Annotated in this window: 13 protein-coding genes; 9 read left to right on the forward strand and 4 right to left on the reverse strand. The window is 59.6% G+C overall.

The genetic code is table 11. From position 1 onward, the window contains the following. Positions 1-28: 28 nt before the first annotated feature. The 9 genes from rpsK to HK23_RS02770 all read left to right on the forward strand — a co-directional run bounded on the left by rpsK (position 29) and on the right by HK23_RS02770 (position 7,138). Positions 29-421 carry a 30S ribosomal protein S11 gene (rpsK, locus tag HK23_RS02730; RefSeq protein ID WP_006557780.1) on the forward strand — a complete coding sequence of 131 codons (393 nt, stop codon included), beginning with the start codon at positions 29-31 and terminating at the stop codon, positions 419-421. A 112-nt stretch (positions 422-533) separates the two neighbouring features. Further along, complete coding sequence (locus HK23_RS02735; protein ID WP_043552272.1) at positions 534-1,553, forward strand: DNA-directed RNA polymerase subunit alpha; 1,020 nt, start codon at positions 534-536, stop codon at positions 1,551-1,553. Between the two features lie 30 nt (positions 1,554-1,583). Then, positions 1,584-2,009 (forward strand): 50S ribosomal protein L17, encoded by a 426-nt coding sequence (gene rplQ / locus HK23_RS02740; protein WP_043552274.1) that lies wholly within the window; start codon positions 1,584-1,586, stop codon positions 2,007-2,009. A 317-nt stretch (positions 2,010-2,326) separates the two neighbouring features. After that, complete coding sequence (locus HK23_RS02745) at positions 2,327-3,655, forward strand: MFS transporter (RefSeq protein WP_063908092.1); 1,329 nt, start codon at positions 2,327-2,329, stop codon at positions 3,653-3,655. A gap of 318 nt (positions 3,656-3,973) precedes the next feature. Then, complete coding sequence (locus tag HK23_RS02750; protein WP_086652763.1) at positions 3,974-5,014, forward strand: ABC transporter substrate-binding protein; 1,041 nt, start codon at positions 3,974-3,976, stop codon at positions 5,012-5,014. A gap of 107 nt (positions 5,015-5,121) precedes the next feature. Then, positions 5,122-5,775, forward strand: coding sequence for an ABC transporter permease (locus tag HK23_RS02755; RefSeq protein WP_306300678.1), 654 nt, complete (start codon positions 5,122-5,124; stop codon positions 5,773-5,775). Then, on the forward strand, positions 5,763-6,584 hold the full coding sequence (locus tag HK23_RS02760; protein WP_179193767.1) for an ABC transporter ATP-binding protein: 822 nt from the start codon (positions 5,763-5,765) through the stop codon (positions 6,582-6,584). The genes HK23_RS02755 and HK23_RS02760 overlap by 13 nt, the downstream gene beginning before the upstream one ends. An 85-nt stretch (positions 6,585-6,669) precedes the next feature. Next, positions 6,670-6,909, forward strand: a complete 240-nt coding sequence (locus HK23_RS02765; RefSeq protein WP_086652766.1) for a hypothetical protein — start codon at positions 6,670-6,672, stop codon at positions 6,907-6,909. 52 nt (positions 6,910-6,961) lie between these two features. Continuing rightward, on the forward strand, positions 6,962-7,138 hold the full coding sequence (locus HK23_RS02770; RefSeq protein ID WP_043552281.1) for a DUF1328 domain-containing protein: 177 nt from the start codon (positions 6,962-6,964) through the stop codon (positions 7,136-7,138). A gap of 63 nt (positions 7,139-7,201) precedes the next feature. On the opposite strand, the gene HK23_RS02775 is transcribed toward HK23_RS02770, so the two are convergent. From HK23_RS02775 to HK23_RS02790, 4 genes are read right to left on the reverse strand one after another with little or no spacing between them, the layout of a single operon-like run. Further along, positions 7,202-8,758: an efflux transporter outer membrane subunit gene (locus HK23_RS02775; RefSeq protein ID WP_086652767.1), complete on the reverse strand. Its 1,557-nt coding sequence runs from the start codon at positions 8,756-8,758 to the stop codon at positions 7,202-7,204. A gap of 8 nt (positions 8,759-8,766) precedes the next feature. Further along, the gene (locus HK23_RS02780; RefSeq protein WP_086652768.1) at positions 8,767-12,063 is read right to left on the reverse strand and encodes an efflux RND transporter permease subunit; all 3,297 of its coding nucleotides are present in this window, start codon (positions 12,061-12,063) and stop codon (positions 8,767-8,769) included. Next, entirely contained in the window at positions 12,060-15,251 is a 3,192-nt protein-coding gene (locus HK23_RS02785; RefSeq protein ID WP_063908095.1) for an efflux RND transporter permease subunit, read from the reverse strand. Before HK23_RS02785 ends, HK23_RS02780 begins: the two co-directional genes overlap by 4 nt. Continuing rightward, on the reverse strand, positions 15,248-16,507 hold the full coding sequence (locus tag HK23_RS02790; RefSeq protein WP_063908378.1) for an MdtA/MuxA family multidrug efflux RND transporter periplasmic adaptor subunit: 1,260 nt from the start codon (positions 16,505-16,507) through the stop codon (positions 15,248-15,250). The genes HK23_RS02785 and HK23_RS02790 overlap by 4 nt, the downstream gene beginning before the upstream one ends. Positions 16,508-16,525: the final 18 nt, after the last annotated feature.

A 16,525-nucleotide genomic window follows, 5' to 3' on the forward strand; every position in this document is an offset into this window, starting at 1 on the left:
TCTGGGCAGGGACTGAGGTAGGAAAACAATGGCGAAAGCCGCTACACCGCGTATTCGTAAAAAAGAGCGCAAGAACATTATTTCTGGCGTGGCACATGTTCTGTCCACGTTTAACAACACCATGATCACCATCTCTGATGCCCAGGGGAATGCAATTTCCTGGTCTTCCGCTGGTGCTCAGGGCTTCAAAGGCTCCCGTAAGTCTACGCCGTATGCGGCGCAGGTTGCTGCTGAAGACGCAGGCCGCAAGGCTCGCGAACACGGCATGGAAACGCTGGAAATCGAAGTCTCCGGTCCTGGGTCAGGGCGTGAGAGCGCACTGCGTGCTCTGCAGGCTGTCGGTTTTTCCATCACCTCTATCCGTGACATGACCCCGGTGCCGCACAACGGTTGCCGCCCGCGTAAGCGTCGTCGCGTCTAAGCATTGAGGCTGTGCGGCTACCTAACAGTAGCCGCCGTCTTTTCGCTGTTCTGTTAATTTTCTGAGAAATCGCTGCATCAGCAGTGTTTTTTCATATTGAAAGGCCGGTACCTTGGTCCTTCAGAAAAACTGGCAATCTCTGATCAAGCCCGAAAAGCTTGAAGTCGAATCCGGTGTGGAACCGACACGTATTGCGACGGTTGTGGCAGAACCGCTCGAACGCGGTTTTGGTATGACTCTGGGTAACGCCCTGCGTCGTGTGCTGTTGTCTTCCCTGCAGGGGGCTGCTGTTACGGCCGTGCAGATTGACGGCGTCCTGCATGAGTTCTCTTCCGTTGCTGGCGTGCGCGAAGATGTGACGGACATTGTCCTGAACATCAAACAGCTTGCGCTGCGTATGCATGGTGAAGGGCCGAAGCGCATGGTGCTGACGGCGACTGGCCCCGGTGAAGTGCGTGCCGGCCAGATCCAGACCGGGCATGACATTGAAGTCATGAACCCTGATCTGGTGCTCTGCACGCTGGATGACGGCGTGAAGCTGGGCATGGAATTCGTGGTGAACATGGGCAAGGGCTATGTCCCTGCCGCTGCAAACCGTCCGGAAGATGCGCCGATCGGTCTTATTCCGATTGATGCCATCTATTCTCCGGTCAAGCGCGTGTCTTACAAAGTGGAGCCGACCCGTGTTGGTCAGGTCACCGACTTTGATAAGCTGCTGCTGACGGTGGAAACTAACGGCGCCATCACGCCGGAAGATGCAGTTGCTCTTGCTGCCCGAATCCTTCAGGATCAGCTGCAGCTGTTCATCAACTTTGACGAGCCGCGTCCGGTTCAGGCTGAAGAGCCGCAGGATGACCTGCCCTTCAACCGTAACCTGCTGCGTAAGGTGGATGAGCTTGAACTGTCTGTTCGTAGCGCAAACTGCCTGAAGAACGACAACATCATCTATATCGGGGACCTGGTCCAGAAGAGCGAGCAGGAAATGCTGCGCACTCCGAACTTCGGGCGTAAGTCTCTGAACGAGATCAAGGAAGTCCTGACCTCCATGGGGCTTTCTCTGGGTATGAATGTGCCGGCCTGGCCGCCGGAAAATATTGAAGATCTGGCAAAGCGGCTTGATGAGCCGTTCTAAGTCCATATCTTACTGACTAGGAACTGAACTATGCGTCACCGGATGGCCGGCAGAAAGCTCGGCGTAACCTCTTCTCACCGCGCGGCAATGTTTCGCAACATGGCCGTTGCTCTCATCAAACACGAGCAGATCACGACCACTCTGCCCAAGGCGAAGGAACTGCGTCCCGTCGTCGAAAAGCTGATCACGCTGGGCAAACGTGGTGATCTGCATGCACGTCGTCAGGCTTATGCCATGCTGCGTGACGAAGTGATCGTGAAGAAACTGTTCTCTGCGATTGCTGAACGCTACAAAGGCCGCACCGGTGGGTATTCCCGCGTGATGCGCGCTGGCATGCGTTATGGCGATGCCGCCGACATGGCTGTGATCGAACTGGTCGACCGCGATGTCAGCGCGAAGGGCCAGGATAGCGGGCCCCGTCCGGAAGTGACGGAATCGCACGATCTGGCAGCCTAAGGCTTTCAGAGTTTGATTTGGGAGGCCGGCTTCTTCATGCCGGTCTCTTCTGCCACTCTGGCAGAGGCGCCCGCTTATGGTGGGCGTTTTTATCAGCCCGGATGTTGAGTTTTGCTCCGTCCAAGCGGCTGTATGGGTGAGATCTCAGGATCTGTCTGTTTCGTCTGAAGTCTGACGAATACCCAACCAAAAATCGTTTTTTTCGGTCCTTTGCGAGCACTCCCGCAAGGTTCCGTAAGGTGATGTGCCCAAAGCCCCCGCAATGAGGCGAGGTGTCTTTATTTCGTGCCGTCACCGCATGTCAGGAGAGCATGTAGATGCAGACAGCAACTCAGCAGGAAAAACCACACTTAATAGACAGGATGGGCATCCCACGTCCCTTACTTTGGGGCTTTGTCGGGCTTTTGCTTTTCATGATCGGGGACGGGGTTGAAGCCGGGTATCTGGCACCGTACCTGGAAGGGCAGGGGCAGTCCTCCACACGCGTTGCACTGCTGTTTACCATTTACGGTGTTGCTGTTTCCATCTCCTCCTGGCTCTCCGGCCCGCTGTCTGACCTGTGGGGCCCTAAGAAAGTTATGTGGGCCGGCCTCTGGATCTGGGGCGTTTTTGAAGTCCTGTTTCTGCTGCTGGGCCTCCAGCCCAACAACTATCAGATGATGATGGTGGCCTATACGGCTCGTGGTCTGGGCTACCCGCTGTTTGCTTATGGCTTTCTGGTGTGGATTGCTGCGGCAACGCCGGCACGTCAGCTTGGCTCTGCTGCTGGCTGGTTCTGGTTTGCCTTCTCTGGTGGTCTGCCCACGCTGGGCTCTCTCTTTGCCAGCTTTGCCATTCCGCGCATTGGGGAAATGGGCACGTTCTGGTCATCTCTGATTCTGGTGATGGCAGGTGGCCTTGTGGCTCTGCTGTTCACGCGGGAGCCGCGCGGTATGCAGCGCCTCAGCCCGCCGGACGTGACGCTGAAGCAGGCCATGTTTGGCTCCATCAGCATCATCTGGAGAGAGCCGAAGACGCTGGTGGCTGGTATTGTCCGCACCATCAACACGTCTTCTGAATATGCCTTTCTGGTGATTATGCCGGGTGTGTTTACCAAGCTGGTCGGGTTCTCTCTTGAGCAGTGGCTCCAGCTTCTGTCCATCGTGTTCCTGAGCAACATCATCTTCAACCTGCTTTCCGGCATGATGGCGGATAAGCTCGGCCCGCGGACGGTTGTGGCGATTGGTGGCGGTCTTGGTGCAGCGATCTCTGTTCCGCTGTTCTATTATGTCCCGCTGTCTTTCACGCATAACTTCCCCATCGCGGCGGCTATGGGTGTGCTGTATGGCGCGTCTCTGGCGTCCTTCGTGCCGCTGTCCGGCCTGATGCCGCAGGTTTGCCCGCGTGAGAAAGCCGCAGCCCTGTCCATTCTGGGTCTGGGTGCTGGTGCCAGCACATGGGTCGGTCCGGCGATTGTGACCTGGTTTGAAGGCTGGCGCGGTGTTGAAGGCGTGATCTGGATCTTCAGCGGTCTGTATGTCGTTTCCGCACTGCTGACGCTGATGATCACAGTGTCTCCGGAAGCCCGCGCGCAGATCCGCAAGGATGAGCTGAGCGAAGCACAGGCTGACCGTGAAGCCGCGATGCATGCAGTCGGTAACCAGTAAAAACCGGAAGGCAAACGCCGCTCTGGTTTAAAGACGTCTGGTGTGTGAAGGGCCGTGCTTCTCCCGTCTTCAGGGTGACCTGAAAGGGAGGGGCGCGGTCTTTTGCTCTTCAACGGTGCGAGCCGCATGGGAAGGAGCGTGCTGTGATGGGAACAACCCCCCATCGCGGGCGCTCCTTTTTTTGTCAGAGTTCGAGATTGCCCGGCAGCTATGGCAAAAGGGAATAATCTCCATTTCCGATTGTGGCATTGACAGGTCATCGGATTTTCTCACTATTGCGTGTAGGTATTAAACGCTTTTGCTCAGCGTGGTGATGAAATGAAACGGCTGTTTTCCCGATTAATGGTTTTAGGCGCGTTGACGCTTTCCGCGCTGACTGGCGCGGCGCAGGCCGGCACGCCGGTGCGGATTGGCTATATCCCGGTTCTGGGGTCGTCCGCATTGTTTGTGCTGGATGGTGAGGGCTGGGCGAAGGACGCCGGGCTGGACCTGAATCTGGTGCGCTTTACCTCTGGCCCGCAGGCCATTCAGGCTCTGGTGTCTGGCCGGATTGACGCCTATGTGGCGGGTGTTCTGCCGCTGTTGCAGGCCCGGGCGCATGGGGCGGACGTTAAGGTGGTGACGGCGGCCTCTGTCGAAGAACTGGAAGTTGTGTCACGCGGCGCGCTGAGCGCTTTGCTGCCTGTGGGAACAGAAGGCGGTCTTTCTCCGGACGCTCTGAAAGGCATCCTTGAGAAGTTCAGGCAGGAACAGTCTCGCCTGCCGCGTATTGCTGCCCAGCCGTCTGGCTCTGTGCCGGACAGCCTGCTGCGGTTCTGGCTGCAGAAGCGTGAGGGAATTAACCCCATTGCATCTTCCGTGAATATTATCGGGGTGGATATTGATGCCGCTCAGCAGGCCTTTCTGGCCGGAGCGGTGGATGCTGCTGTGCTGAGAGAGCCAGCTCTGACCGTTGTACGCAGCCGCCTGAAAGACGTGAGAACGTTGGCCAGCGGGCATGACCTGCTGCCGGACCAGCCCGGTTCTGTGCTGGCCATTGTCAAGCCGGATGCGCCCGACCGTCAGGCATGGGCCAAAGTGCTGGGCGGCCTGTTTGTGCGGGCGACAACGCTGCTGTCTACCCACCCGGATGAAGCCGCTCCGTTTGTCACCAAGGCGCTGGGTGGCGGTATTCTGAGCGAAGATGTTTTGAAGAAAGCTCTGGAAGGCTCAGCCTCCCGTTTTGTGAGTGACCCGACCCGCATTATCGAAGGCGTGCGACAGGTGCAGGACTTTGAGGTCGAGCAGGGGCTTCTGCGTAAGGCGCAGCCGGTTGAAGAGCTGTTTGATCTGGACCTGTGGCGGCAGCTGAAACCGTGAAGGCGGCTCTTTCTCGACGGCAGCGCGTTGCGTTGTCGGGTTTTGGTCTGCTTGTGTTTTTTGGAGGCTGGGAAGCGGCGGTCCGCACCGGCCTCCTGCCGTCCGGCATGGTGCCTGCGCCAAGTTCCCTGTGGCAGGCCTGGCTGGATGAAGTGCATGGCGGGTTCTGGCAACAGGCCATTCTGGACAGCCTGAGTCATTATGCGCTGGGGCTGCTGTTCGGCTCGGTGCTGGGCGCGCTGATCGGGCTGCTGTGCGGCATGGTGCCAGTGCTGGATGCGTTTCTGGCCGGGATTGTGCATCTGCTGCGGCCCGTGCCGGGGCTGGCATGGGTGCCGTTTGCCATCTTGTGGTTTGGGCTGAACACATCCGGGGCGACCTTTGTGATCGCCATTTCCGTATTCTGGATCAATTTCTACGCGGCTTACGCGGCGGTGCGGAGTGTGGACCCGGAACTGTATGAACTGGCCTCGGCCTTCGGGCATGGCAGCTTTTTCGGACGTCTGTTCAAGGTTGTGTTGCCAGCCTCCGCGCCGGGTGTGATGGCCGGGCTCAGAACCGGGCTGGGGCAGGGCTGGATGTCTGTTGTGGCGGCGGAGCTGTTTGGTGTGCCGGGTATTGGCGCGCGGATGATGCAGGCGTCCAGCCTTCTGGCGACTGATGTTGTTGTAGTTTATATGCTGACTATGGCTCTTCTGTATGCAGTGACGGATTTTCTCTTCGGCTTTGTGCGCCTGCGTGTGCTGCGGTGGCAGGCATGAGTGAGGCGATGCCGCTGGCGCGGCTGGATGATGTCGGCCTCTCTCATGATGGCGGTGAGACGTTCATTTTGCGGCACGTCAGCCTGAATTTGCACAAAGGGGAGTTTGTCGCCCTGCTGGGGCCGTCTGGCGTGGGGAAGTCCACGCTGCTGCGGGTGCTGATGGGGCTGAGCAAGCCGTCCGAAGGCTCTGTAACTGGTCCGCAGGATGATGTGGGGGCAGCCGAAGGCCGCTCTGCTGGCAAGCGCCGGGCGCAGGCGCTTGTCTTTCAGGATGCGCGGCTGATGCCCTGGCGCTCGGTGTTGCGGAATGTTGCCTTTGGTCTGGAAGGGCTGGGGCTGAACCGGCAGGAAAAGCGGGAGCGCGCTCTGGACGCTTTGCGGCTGGTCGGGCTGGAAGAGGCGGCCGATCGCTGGCCCAAGCGGCTCTCCGGTGGCCAGCGGCAGCGTGTGGGGGTGGCACGGGCGCTGACCGTGGACCCCGACCTCTTGCTGATGGATGAACCGTTTGGCGCGCTGGACCCGATTACACGCAATAGCCTGCAGGATGAGCTGCTGCGGATCTGGCAGCAGACCCATAAGACAGTGCTGTTTGTCACCCATGATATTGAGGAAGCCCTGAAGCTGGCGACCCGTATTGTCGTGCTGTCTGGCTCTCCTGCCGGGATTACCGGAGAGCTGACGATTGGGGCTGAGCAAAAGACGCCGGACTCGCCAGCTTTCAGAATGTATGCGGCCAGGCTGCGGGCGATGATTGCAGGCGAACCGGACCCCGGTGGCGCTCCTTACTGGCGTTCTGCGGAAATTTAATTTTTTTCCAAGAAAGTGCCGTCATGACGCATCTCTCTGCGCAAGAGTGCGTTATGAGGAGTCATGAGTAAGGGGAGGGTTTCCTATGAGCGACGAAAAAACGGTTGAGCACAAACTCGAAGAAGGCATTGGCCGCGTGCAGGACGGTGCTGAAAGTCTTTTAAACAAGGCGAAAGATCAGGCGGAAGATGTCACGTCCTGCAACAAGGGCTGTGCCGCACTAGATGCGGTGCGGGACTGCGTTGCGGATCAGCCTGTGATTGCTGCCTCAGCCGCTGGCCTGCTTGGCTTTATTTTGGGCGCCGTGATTGCCCGCAAATCCTGATTTAAAGAAGCCAACGGGCTCGTTGGTTCAAAACATATAAGGACGTACGTACATGCTGAAAATGGCGCTTTTCTTTCTGGTTATCTCTATCATCGCGGGTCTGTTCGGCTTTGGCGGTATTTCTTCCGCTGCTGCCGGCATGGCAAAAATTCTGTTCTTTATCGCGATTGTTCTGTTCGTGGTGTTCCTGGTCATTGCTCTGCTGGCAGGCCGGTCACTCACCCGATAAGCGGTTCAGTCCGCTGTAATAAAAAAGCCCCTGTCCGAAAGGAGAGGGGCTTTTTTTGTAACCTCAGTTTTTATCTTTCTGAATGAAAGACGGCAGGAACGGATTATCCGTCTGCATGGAATTCTTGCTGGGGAGTTCGGACGCATCCCAGCCGCCGCCAAGATTTTCAATCAGCGTCACGGAATCCAGCATCCGGTTCTGCTGGATCTGGAGCGCGGTTTCCGCATTGGAAAGCGCTGTGACTTCCGAGGTGATGACGGTCGTATAAATCTCTGTGCCCGCCATATACTGGTTGAATGCCACAGTAACGGCGCGGTTGGAGGCTTTGACGGCCACATCCTGCTGGTCAGCCTGCTGGGCCAGCACGCGCAGGTTAGCCAGCTGATCTTCCACGCCTTGCAGTGCCGTCAGCACGGCCTGACGATAGGTGGCGACGTAATAGTCGTAATTGGCGTTGGCTTCATGCACGGCAGCGGTGCGGCTGCCACCGGAGAACAAGGTTTCCGTGGCCGAGGCCCCCAAAGACCAGATTCGGTTAGCCACCTGCACCAGCGTGCCCACCGGGTCCCCGCTATAAGAATAGGAGGCGGTGAGCTTCACGTCCGGGTAGAAGGCGGCAATGGCGGCGCCAATCTGGGCGTTATATTCTTCCATCCGGCGCTCAGCCGCAGCCACATCCGGGCGGCGTTGTAGCAGGTCCGCAGGGACCGTCACCGGAATGGCGGGCACGCTTCGGGGCAGGGCGCCGGGGGCGATGGAAACTTCCGCCGGGGGCTTGCCAATCAGAATGGCAATGGCGTGTTCATACTGCGCACGGGCCGCCTGTGTGGCGGTGGACTGGGCGCGGGTCTGTTCCAGCTGGGTCTGTGCCTGTAGCAGTGTGGTCGGCGTGGCTGTCCCGGCATCATACTGGTTTTTGGTGATCTGGTAGGAGCGTTCATAGAACTTCACGTTCCGTTCCAGCAGATCATGCAGGCTGTCCTGATAGCGCATGTTGAAATACGCCGTGGCCAGCTGCGCCTGATAGGACAGGCGCGCATTAGCGAGATCCGCCGCACTGGCCTGCGCTTCCGTCACCTGAGCCTGAATCTGGCGGCGGATTTTGCCCCACAGATCCAGATCCCACGAGGCCGTGGGCCCCATGCCGTAGGTGTTTTCCGTCGTGTTCGACGGGGTGTAGCCCGAGGAGGATGAGCCATCCCCGCCATAATTGATGATGGTGCCCGAAGAGCGTGAGCCACGGCCCGAACTCTGCCGGTTGAAGGAGAGTGAGCCACTGAGCGTCGGATAAAGCTGAGCGCGCACCGAGTTGATGGTCGCACGGGCGTTCCGGTAGCGGGCGTCATACTCCAGCACGTTCTGGTTGTTCAGCGCGACCTGCGCTTCCAGCTCGTTCAGCGTGGGGTCGTTATAAATGGTCCACCATGTGCCCTTGGGCAGCTCCGCCAGCGCGGGTTTGGCATAGTTCCAGCCCGGTGCCGGGCGCAGTTCCTTGAACTGCGGTGAGACAATGGCGGACGGGCGCTTGTAGGTGGGGCCGACCATGCAGCCTGTCAGAACAAGCGGTGCCAGCAGGATACTCAGGCGGCGAGAAGACGGACGGAGAGGGAAATGCTTCATCGGGCGTATCAGGTATCTTGCATGTTGTGAGAGAGGCGGAGAGAGCGTGTGTGCCGTCGGGCAAAGCGCAGGCGCAACCCGTCCAGCATGAGGTAGATAACGGGCGTTGTATAAAGCGTGAGCGCCTGACTGACGATAAGGCCGCCCACAATCGCAATTCCCAGCGGGCGGCGCAACTCAGCGCCGTAGCCGTTGGCGATAATCAGGGGCGCAGCTCCCAGAGCGGCAGCGACAGACGTCATCATAATAGGGCGAAAACGCAGCAGGCAGGCCGTGCGGATGGAGTCCAGCGAGGAGAGGTTCTGCTCGCGTTCGGCCTCAATGGCGAAATCCACCAGCATGATGGCGTTTTTCTTGACGATGCCGATCAGCAGGATCACGCCAATCATGGCGATCAGCGAAAATTCCTCGCCGGCGAGCTGGAGTGCCAGCAGAGCGCCAACCCCTGCGGAGGGCAGGGTGGAAAGGATGGTCAGCGGATGCACATAGCTCTCATACAGCACGCCCAGCGTAATATAGACGGCGGCGAGTGCTGCCAGAATCAGGATGGGCTCGTCATTCACCGTTTGCTGGAACTGCGCGGCATTGCCCGCAAAGGTGCCGTGGACGGTGGGCGGCATATGCAGAGAGACCTGAGCGGCCTGCAAAACCTGCGTCGCCGTGCCCAGAGAGACCCCCTTGGCCAGATTGAACGAGATAGTGGTAGCGACGGACTGGCCCTGATGATTGATGGACAGTGCTGTTTTGGCGGGCACCAGTTTGGACACCAGCGTAAGCGGCACCATGGTTTCCGATGAGGTGCTGACGGCCGACCCATTGGACGCACTCGCGCCACCCGCCAGAGCGTTGGCAATCTGGTTCTTGAAAGACTGGCTGCTCAGGCTGGAGGAGCTGCTGTTGCCTGCGGAATCCATCCCGGAGGAATCCCGCCGGACGCGCACGGTATTGGACTTTGTGCCGCCCCCGGCAGACCCGCCGGAGACACTGACCCAGACCTGATTGAGTGAATTGGGACTGGACCAGTGCTGAGGGTCCGCTTCCATCACTACATGGTACTGATTGAGCGCGTTATAAATGACGGACGCTGAACGCTGGCCGAAGGCGTCATACAGCGTATTGGCCAGAAGCTGGGGGGTAATTTCCACACGCGCAGAGGTGTTGCGGTCAATCTGCACATCAATGGCGGAGCCGCCCTGCTGAACGTCGGAGGAGAGATCCGTAAATTCCGAATGATGTTGCAGGGCAGCCAGCAGCTTGCTGGTCCATGTATAGAGTTCGGAGGCGGACTCCCCTTGCAGCGTATACTGGTAGGACGCATTGCTCTGCCGCGCCCCGGCTCGCACGGCACCGGGCTGCATGAGGAAGAACTGCGCGCCCACCAGATGGCTGAGCTTGCGCGTGACGCGGGCAATCAGATCTGTCGGGGTGTCTGAGCGGTCAGCCTTGTCCTTGAGTTGCAGGAACAGGTTGGCCTGATTGGAGCCGCGGCCGCCGATAAAGCTGGAGACGCTCTGCACGTCCTTGTCCTTCAGAATGGTCTTCTGAACATCCACCAGCTTTTGGGACAGTGCTGTGAAGGAAATGGACTGGTCACCCTGGAGGTGGCCCATCAGCATACCGGTATCTTCCGTGGGGAAGAAGCCTTTGGGCATGCGGACAAACAGCGCCACAATCAGTGCAAGCGTGAGCGGCAGGCTGAGCAGCACCAGTTTACGGTGCGTCAGCGCCACGTCCAGCGAGCGCGCATAACCTGACTGCAAGGCGTTAAGCACGGTGGTAATGGCCGCGGCAATGCGACGCAGGAAAGCTGGTGTGCTGCCCGGCTTGCGCGGGGTGAGCAGTTGCGCGGCCATCATGGGCGTGAGGGTGAGGGACAGCACCATGGACACCAGAATGGTGATGGAGACCGTCATCGCAAATTCATGGAATAGCCGTCCGGCCAGACCGCCCAGCAGCAGGATGGGCAGGAAGACCGCAATGAGCGAAATGGAGATGGACAGCACCGTAAAGGCGACTTCTCCCGTGCCGCGAATGGCGGCATCCCGCGCGGAATAGCCCTGCTCGATGTAGCGGGCGATATTTTCCATCACCACAATGGCATCATCCACCACAAAGCCGGTGGAAACGGTCAGAGCCATGAGGGACATGTTGTCCAGTGAATAGCCGAGGGTGGCCATCACGCCGAAGGTCGCCACAATGGAGGTTGGCACGACAACGGCCGGGATGAGCGTCATGCGGCCGGAGTGCAGGAACGCCAGCACTACCAGCACGACCAGAATGACCGAGACGATGAGGGTATATTGCGTATCCGCCAGCGAGGCACGGATGGTCAGGGACCGGTCCAGCCCCACATGCAGGTCCACACCGCCGGGCAAGGCCGCTTGCAGGAGCGGCATTTTGGCGTTGATCTGATCGACCGTCTTGATGGTGTTCGCCCCGGCCTGCGGGAAGACAACGGCAATGACGGACCGGGAGCCGTTATAATAGCCAGCGTTGCGGAGGTCTTCCACGCTGTCCTGCACATAGGCCACGTCTGACAACCGCACGGGGCGATTGTTACGCCAGGCAATAATCAGGTCCCGGTAATCCTGCGCGCTGCGGGCCTGATCGTTCGTATCCAGCGTAAAGCGCAGGCCGTTCTGGTCTACAATGCCTTTGGGCGTGTTGGCATTGGCGGAGGCCAGTGCGGCGCGGACGTCTTCAAAACTGATGCCGTATTTGTAGAGCGGGTGCGGGTTGATTTCCACACGCACAGCCGGCAGCGCACTCCCGCTGATTTCCACTTCCCCCACACCCTCAATCTGAGAAAGCTGCTGTTCCAGAACGTTGGTGGCGTAATCATAGAGCTGCGGCTGGGTGTGTGTGTCTGACGTGAGCGCCAGAATCAGGATAGGCGCGCCGTTGGGGTTGGCCTTGGAGTAAGACGGGTTCTGCCGCAGGGAAGAGGGCAGATCCGCATGCGAGGCCTGAAGGGCGGCTTCCACATCGCGCGCAGCACCGTTGATATCGCGCGAGAGCGCGAATTGCAGGGTGATGCGTGTGGTGTTCTGGGAGGACTGGGACGTCATTTCCGTGAGGTCCGCAATCTGGCCCAGATGCCGCTCCAGCGGGGCGGCGACGGCACTGGCGATTTCTTCCGGTGAGCCGCCAGCCTGACGGGCCTGCACCTGAATGACCGGGAAATCGACGTTCGGCAGGTCCGCAACCGGGAGGCTTCTGTACCCCAGCGCTCCGGCAAGCAGAAGCGCTACGGTCAGCAGAATGGTGGCAACAGGCCGGTCAATGAAGATCCGGCTGAAGTTCACGAGTTAACCTGTCCGGTTTGAGGGGACTGGGTGGGAGGCAGGTCATTGCGGTGACGCCACGTGTTCCAGCGATGCGCCCACGTATCCAGCGTCAGATAGATCACCGGGGTAGTGAACAGCGTGAGCAGCTGGGAGAGCGCCAGACCGCCGATAATGGTCAGCCCCAGCGGGTAACGCAGTTCAGACCCCGTGCCATTGGAGATGACCATCGGCACAGCGCCGAGCATGGCGGCCAGCGTCGTCATCAGAATGGGACGGAAACGCAGGGTAGCGGCCTGACGGATGGACTGGAGAGAGTCCATGCCATGCTCGCGTTCAGCATCCAGCGCGAAGTCGATCATCATGATGGCGTTTTTCTTCACGATGCCAATCAGCAGCACGATGCCGATAATGCCCATCACATCCAGATCAACCCCGGCCACAATCAGCGTCAGCAGCGCGCCAATGGCGGCGGAGGGCAGGGTGGAGAGAATGGTGATGGGGTGAATGAAGCTCTCGTAGAGAATACCCAGCACGATATAGACCGCGATCAGCGCTGCCGCGACGAGGAACAGCTCGTTGCTCAGGGAGCCTTCAAACGCGGCTGCCGTGCCCTGAAAGGACGTCTGGAAGGACGAGGGCAGTTTGATCTCTTCTTCCACCTTGCGGATGGCCGCCGTGGCATCCCCCAGCGCATAGCCGGGCGCGAGGTTGAAGGAGACGGTCGTGGCCGGGAACTGCCCGAAATGCGTAATCAGCAGCGGGGCCTTGCCTTTTGTCACGGTGGTGACAGCGGCCAGCGGCACCAGCCCGGAGGTTGGGGAACGGGTGGGTCCAGAGGCGCTTTCCCCCGAGTTCCCGCCAATGCCCGGCAGATAAATCTGGTTGAGGGAGGCGAGATTAGTCTGGAAGGCCGGGTCGGCTTCCAGAATCACGCGATACTGGTTGGACTGCGTATAGATGGTGGAAATCTGCCGCTGGCCAAAGGAGTCATACAGCACGTTATCAATGGTCTGCGGCGTGATGGAGTAGCGCGCCCCGGTGGTGCGATCCAGCGTGACATGCGCCACCAGCCCTTCGGCCTGAAGGTCGGAGGTCACATCGGCCAGAGCCGGCTCCTGCCGCAGGCGGTCCAGCAGTTTGGGGATCCACGTATTGAAGGTTGCGGAATCCGGGTTTTCTAGCAGGAACTGATACTGCGTGGCGGTGACAGTCGTATCCAGCGAGAGATCCTGAATAGGCTGCATATACAGCTTGATCCCGGCAACCTGAGACGTTTCCTGTTCCAGACGGCGCGCAATGGTGGAGGCGCTGTCTGAGCGGTCATCATGCGGGCGCAGGTTGATGAGGAAGCGGCCCTGATTGAGCGTGGCGTTCTGCCCGTCTACCCCCACAAAGGAGGAGAGGGAGACCACATCCGGGTCTTTCAGCAGCACACGCGCCAGCGCCTGCTGGTGTTCCTTCATGCTCTCAAACGAGATGGCCTGAGACGCGACGGAAATCCCCTGAATGACGCCGGTATCCTGCGCGGGGAAGAACCCCTTGGGGATGATGAACGCCAGAACGCCGGTTAGCACCAGTGTGCCGACAGCCACGCACAGGGTCAGCACCCGGTGGGCCAGAACCACATCCAGAGCGCGGTCATACCCGGCAATCAGCTTTTCCGTGGCCACTTCCATGCGGGCGGACCAACGCTGGAAAGCGGTGGTGGCGTGGGCTTCATCATGCGGGCGTTCGCTGAGGATACGGGCGCACATCATGGGCACCAGCGTCAGCGAGACCACGGCGGACAGCACAATGGTGATGGACAGCGTGAGCGCAAATTCATGGAATAGGCGGCCTACCACATCACCCATGAACAGCAGCGGAATGAGCACCGCAATCAGCGAGATGGTCAGTGAGATAATGGTAAAGCCGATTTCCCCCGCACCCTTGATGGCGGCGGTCATCCGGTCTTCACCCGCTTCCACGTACCGCGAGATGTTCTCGATCATCACGATGGCATCATCGACCACAAAGCCGGTGGCGATGGTGAGAGCCATGAGTGAAAGGTTATCGAGCGAGAAGCCGAGCAGATACATAATCGCCAGCGTGCCGATAATGGAAAGCGGCACGGACAGGCTGGGGATGATGGTGGCCGGAATGTTGCGCAGGAAAACGAAGATCACGCCAACAACCAGCACCAGCGCCAGAAACAGCTCGAACTCCACGTCCGAGACAGAGGCGCGAATGGTGGTGGTGCGGTCTGTCAGCGGCACAATATCAATGCCCGGCGGGAGCGCCTTGCGCAGGACGGGCAGGGCGGACTGAATATTGTCCACCACGGAAATGACGTTCGCACCCGGCTGGCGCTGGACATTCATGATCAGTGCCGGCGTCAGGTTGGACCACGCGGCAAGCTGCGTGTTTTCCGCACCGATGACGACGGTCGCCACATCCCGGATACGGACAGGCCCGCTGTTCTGGTAGGCAATGACCTGATTGAGCAGCATATCGACATTGGTAATCTGGCCATCAACCCGCAGCGTCGCCGCCCGGGTTGCGCCATCAAACGTGCCGGTCGGGGAGTTGACGTTCACGTTGCCGATGGTGGTGCGCAGTGTATCCAGATCAATCCCGTAAGACGTCAGCTTGGGGATGTTGACGCGGACGCGAATGGCCTTGCGATTACCGCCAGAGAGCGTGACCAGCCCGACGCCGGAAATCTGGCTGATTTTCTGGGCCAGACGGGTATCAACATAGTCTTCCACTTCCGGCAGAGGGATGGTGGAGGACGTAATGCCCAGCGTCAGCACGGGCGTGTCTGCCGGGTTCACCTTGGCGTAGACCGGCGGTGCGGGAAGGTCAGTCGGCAGGAGGGAGTTGGCCTGATTGATGGCCGCCTGCACTTCCTGCTCGGCCACATCCATGGACATGGTGAGGTTAAAGCGCAGGGTAATGACGGATGCGCCCCCGGAGGAGCGCGAGGTCATTTGGTCCAGCCCCGGCATCTCGCCAAACTGGGTTTCCAGCGGAGCGGTGACAGAGGTCGCCATCACATCCGGCCCGGCACCTGGATAGAACGTCTCAACCGTAATGGTGGGGTAATCCACCTGCGGCAGAGCCGAAACCGGCAGGAAGTGATAGCCCAGAAGCCCGCTCATCAGAATGGCGAGCATCAGGAGCGTCGTGGCGACGGGCCTGCGGATAAAGAGGCTGGAGGGGTTCACTGGGCAGGCGTACCGGCAGGTGTGGTGGTGGGAGAGGTGTCGGCTGCCGTTTTGGGGTCAGGAATAGTGACCTTGCTGCCAGCGCGCAGGTGGTCCACCCCGTCTGTCACCACGCGGTCCCCGGCCTGCAGGCCGGTTTTCACCACTGTGTTCGTGCCGTCGGAAATCCCGATGCTTACCTGACGGACTTCCACCGTGCTGTCCGCCTTGACCACATACACAAACTGGCCGGAGGGGCCGGTCTGCAGAGACGTGGAGGGCACCAGAATGACGTTTTCCAGATCTTTCACCAGCAGGCGTGCGTTGACGAACTGGTTGGGGAACAGGTGTTCATCGGTATTGGGATAGATGGCGCGCAGACGGACCGTGCCGGTGGCCGTATCAATCTGGCTATCCAACGTGCTGACTGTGCCATCAGCAATCTTGGTGCTGTTTGAGCTGTCCCATGCTTCAACCTTCAGGGAGCCTTTGGCGCGGAGCTGTTCCGCAACCTGCGGGAGCTGGTCCTGCGGCAGCGTGAAGATGACGGAGATAGGCTGCATCTGCGTCAGGATTGCCAGACCGCCGGACTGACCGGCGCTAACATAGTTGCCCTTATCCACCGCACGGATACCAATGCGGCCATCGACGGGGGCGGTGATGTGACAGTAAACGAGCTGGAGTTTCTGGTTGTCCACCAGAGCCTGGTCCGATTTGACGGTGCCTTCATACTGCTGGACCAGAAATTCCTGATCACGCGCGGTTTTGGCGTCGATACTGTCCTGCTTGATCAGGCGCTGATAGCGGGCATTATCCACGCGGGCCTGCGCAAGCTGGGCTTTGTCCCGCTCAAGCTGGCCTTCATACTGGGCAAGCTGCACCTGATACGGGCGCGGGTCGATCACGGCCAGCAGATCGCCGGCATGCACGTGCTGCCCTTCCGTAAAGAGCACCTGCATCAGGTAGCCTTCCACGCGGGTCTGCACCGTCACGTTGGTGACGGGTACAACCGTCCCAAGTTCCGTCAGCACCACCGGCATGGTGCCGGTCTTGACGACCTGCACGGCAACGGGCTGGGCGGTGCTGCTATCGGCTGCAGCATGGCGGCTGGAATGCTTGCCTGTGGTGGCCGTGTGATGCGGGCGCAGGAAGGCAAACGCCAGTACGCAGACGCCAACAACGGCGACGCCGCCCCAGAGGAGACGCTTTTTCCGGCTTGATGTGCGGGGAGGAGGCGTGGGTGAATCGGATCGTGTGTCCGTGGTATGATCATCCATAGGGCGCGCGGCTCGTTT

The sequence above is a fragment of the Acetobacter malorum genome, assembly GCF_002153605.1.
Lineage (GTDB): Bacteria > Pseudomonadota > Alphaproteobacteria > Acetobacterales > Acetobacteraceae > Acetobacter > Acetobacter malorum_A.